This is a genomic window from Methanoculleus sp. MH98A (assembly GCF_000691865.1).
Lineage (GTDB): Archaea > Halobacteriota > Methanomicrobia > Methanomicrobiales > Methanoculleaceae > Methanoculleus.
Window position 1 is genome coordinate 1 of record NZ_JMIO01000088.1, and the last position, 3,619, is coordinate 3,619.

The 3,619-nt window shown below is 60.0% G+C and carries 4 protein-coding genes; 2 read left to right on the forward strand and 2 right to left on the reverse strand.

Annotation, left to right across the window (positions count from 1 at the left end; all coding sequences use genetic code 11):
- Positions 1-143: 143 nt before the first annotated feature.
- Complete coding sequence (locus EI28_RS10820; RefSeq protein WP_048114781.1) at positions 144-836, reverse strand: hypothetical protein; 693 nt, start codon at positions 834-836, stop codon at positions 144-146.
- A gap of 247 nt (positions 837-1,083) precedes the next feature.
- Between EI28_RS10820 and EI28_RS14115 the strand changes: the two genes are divergently transcribed.
- Both EI28_RS14115 and EI28_RS10825 read left to right on the forward strand, forming a co-directional pair.
- Positions 1,084-1,242, forward strand: coding sequence for a hypothetical protein (locus tag EI28_RS14115; protein ID WP_155937374.1), 159 nt, complete (start codon positions 1,084-1,086; stop codon positions 1,240-1,242).
- Between the two features lie 202 nt (positions 1,243-1,444).
- A complete protein-coding gene (locus tag EI28_RS10825) occupies positions 1,445-2,158 on the forward strand; it encodes a hypothetical protein (protein WP_048114783.1) in 714 nt (237 codons plus the stop codon).
- A gap of 69 nt (positions 2,159-2,227) precedes the next feature.
- On the opposite strand, the gene EI28_RS10830 is transcribed toward EI28_RS10825, so the two are convergent.
- Positions 2,228-3,160, reverse strand: a complete 933-nt coding sequence (locus EI28_RS10830) for an AEC family transporter (RefSeq protein ID WP_052379732.1) — start codon at positions 3,158-3,160, stop codon at positions 2,228-2,230.
- Between the last annotated feature and the right edge of the window lie 459 nt (positions 3,161-3,619).

Below are 3,619 nucleotides of genomic sequence, written 5' to 3' on the forward strand. Positions count from 1 at the left end.
TCGTGGCATCTCGCGAGCGCCGGGAGAGAAGTTTCAGGTACCGGGACCTGATGCCGACCTGAGACTCTGATTTCATCCTCCGGCTTTTTCCGGATCGTCCTGCGAACCCTATATGACATCCGCAATCAGGCAGTATCTCCACATCACGCATAGACGACAGTATCAGCCAGGGCAATATCCTGTTCTGTGAAGAGGATGAGACAGTCCGGCACACCCCCCGCGGTCGAACTCCCTTCCGGCTGCGGAACCTCCGTGACGATCTCAATCGTGTACCAGCAGGCGCCGTCCGGGAATGCCGCCTCCTTCAGGGGGCGGAGCGAGCCTTCCGAGAGGATGTAAAGGTCGCCGTGGGTTTCGTTATATTCCCTCTCAATCTCGTGTTTTAGTGTCTGAAGCGTTATATTGCATTCTCTCCGGGTGAGGTCGGCAAAATCGATCAGGGTCGCTTCGCGGAGGACGGCGAGGGGGTGCGCTCCCTGCAGGGGGAACTCGAGTATCTGGTCTTTGTAGAGGACGTTGCCGCTCGGGTAGGCGTATATCTCGTAAAAATGCTGTTCTCCGTCCACGTCCCCGGTGTAGTACGCCTGGGTGCACTGCACCACCCCATCCTTATCGACGAACTGGTTCAACTGAATGAGTATGGCCGACTCGTTCGCGAAACCCTGCTCACGTACCAGGGCGTCCCAGAGGTGCACGAGATCGGGCTGACACTCCCCGGGGTCGAGGTCGATCACCATCGCTCCCGTGACGATCTCGGGTTTTTCGGGCGTGTAGAAGTAGTGTACGAGGACGAGGCAGATGAGGATTACCCAGACGATGAGCGGGATCTTTTTCATTCTTGGGCTCCCGGACCAGCAGGTGCAGTCCCAACAGTGATGGTACCGTCGTCACTGATGATAGGACTTACGTAACTGTTTTCGGGTTGATTTAGTCACAAAAATCCTCTTTTGTGGGGAATCGAGAAGATCTGAACGGGTGTGACCATCAGGGTGCCGCACGGCACGCCGTTTCCGCTTGCAACTCCCGGATATGTAAAGAGACATGACAGAAGAGGTATATGCCCGAACATCCAGATCGTCATACATGGAACGCAAGTATCTCGCCGCGTTGATGTTCCTCGGCATCGCGGCCGGCCTGTATGCAGTCATCACCTACCAGTGGATCCTGGGGTTCATCATCGTGGCACTGGTGGCGCTGATCCTGGTCGCTACCGACGTCGCAGGGCGGAACAGCGGGGTATAGCCAGTGGCGTGGTAGGGGTACCCTTTCGCACAGCTCTCGCCTTCGGCTTGCAGGAGTTGCTCAGAACCGGTAAGGGATGCCTGATACGTAGATACGCGTCGCAGAAAGGGTTTATAGTTAAACGTTGATTTCTCACCTGTAGGTACCGATATTTGGGCATGCACGGTCCATCCCCGGGTTCGATGCCTGAGGCGAGGTCTGTATGAAGGTTGACTTTACTTTCAAGGCATTCGCTGCCATTTTCAGCGTGGTCGTCGTCCTGTTCCTCCTTTCCGCGTTTACCGAGACCGTTCTGCCAGGCAACTCCTACACGATCGAGATCACCGGTCTACCCGGTCCTGCCGCGAACGGCACCGCCACGGTCATGGTCCCGATCCCGGCGAACGTAACGGGCGAACCGGTGATCCCGGAGGAAGCGCTCGTCGGCGATCGGGTCACCGGGTGGCAGGCGACGATCCGGGAGACGCCGTACGGGAAGATGCTCGCATTCACGGCGACGGAAGGGTACGCGCCTGATATTTCAATATCGTTTGAGGTGCTGCAGACGGAAGACGAGCTGCAGCGACTGCCCCGGTACCAGCGACCCACCAACCTGACCGCATGGGAGATGAAGAGGGAGCCGCGGCTGCTCGTGCCCGTGCTTGCGACCCCCGGTGACGTTGGCGTCGCTGAGTTCATCCAGGTTTCAAACAGTACCTACACCACGGTCGTATTCCTTGACGGCTTCGCCCCGCCGCCGGAAGATGCAGCAGGGATCACGTTCAGCCTCGAGTACCGGGGAGTGGGGGGCACGAAACGCTTGATACGCGAAAATACCTGGACGGCAACGGTGAATACGGCCGTTCAAGGCACAGAGTCGGGCTTCGTCCCGGTACCGGCTGAATACCGGGTTATTGCAGGGGGTATCGGGTTCTGATGGAGATCGATTTCATCGTCAAGGATGGATCCCGGCGGTAATTATTCACTCTTCCTGCTTTTCTCTCTTCTACAGCAGCACCGTCGTGACGAGCGGAATCGTAACGAGCGACCCGATCGTCGAGACGAAGACGATCTGCGACGCGAGCCGGGAGTCGGCGCCGTACTGCTCCGCGAAGATGACGGTGTTCGCCGCGGCGGGCATCGCGGCCATCGTGATCATGATCCCGTTGATGTAGGGGTCGGCAAAGACCGGGGCGAGGAGGTAGCAGTAGGCCGCCGGGACGGCGAGGAGGAGGACGGCGCTCGCGGCCCAGATCCGCCAGTTCCCGACCATCTCCCTGGCCGGGAACGTCGCGAGCATCGCCCCGACGATGATCATCGCAAGCGGCGTCGTCACCCCCCCGAGGAGTTCGATCGAGTCGATGAAGGGCGACGGGATCTCCACCGAACCGAGGAAGAGGGCGAGCCCGACGACGGAGGCCGCGATACCGGGGTTTACGAGCAGTTTTGGATCGAACCCCTTCCCCCTCCCCTCGGTGAGCATCGCGATCCCGACCGAGAAGACCAGGACGTTGAAGAAGAGGTTGAAGATCGCGACGTAAAAGAGCGCTTCCTCCCCGAAGAGTGTCAGGGCGACCGGGAACCCCATGAACCCGACGTTCCCGAAGACAATCGCGAACTGGAGGACGCCTTCCTCGGCGGCCGGGACCCGCATGGTCTTCGAGACCGCCCAGGCGAGGGCGAACGAGAAGACGTAGAGCATCCCGGTCGCGAGAACCAGGGTCTCGGCCCCGACGAGGCGCTCGGGGGTGAAGGGCACCTGCATCGAGGCGACGATCAGCGCCGGGATGGTGATGTTGATGAGGAGCCCCGAGAGGCCCCGGGTGGCCCGGGGGTCGACGATCTTCGTCGCGACGGCGACGTAGCCCGCGGCGATCAGGAGAACCAGAATGAAGATCTGGTCTGCAACTATCAGGAAATCCATGATCGCGCCGTTCATGAGAGGCCCGCTCCGTCCGGTTCATCAAGGTGGGCGCCGGTACCCCTTTACGGTTCTGCTCGGGGGGTATGGGGTGCAGTGAGCGAGCGGGAGCCTGCCCGGGTTTTAGAGCGGGGTTTTTCGGGATCGCGGCGTGTTCCTCGCACAGAGGGCGCCTCGCCCGCGTAGAGGGGAGGGGTGTGGCTGTCCGGGACTGTGGGTGTCGGCGGGTCCTGTCTCCAGGGGCGGGGATTATTGTCCTGCCATAAGAAGGTTTATGATGTGTTCGGTTCCAGCCGAACGATGCCTGCTGATTTTATATGTTTTAATGACCTCAAAATGCGTAAGGTGCCGCATGCGGTACCCGTTTGTGTGCGGGGGTCTCCCATCCCCGGTTGACGCCCCGGATGACGCGCCCCGCAAGCCCGGAGGCAAAGGGAACGTAAGCGTTCTGCGTGCTTAAATATGTGCCTTTTCTGC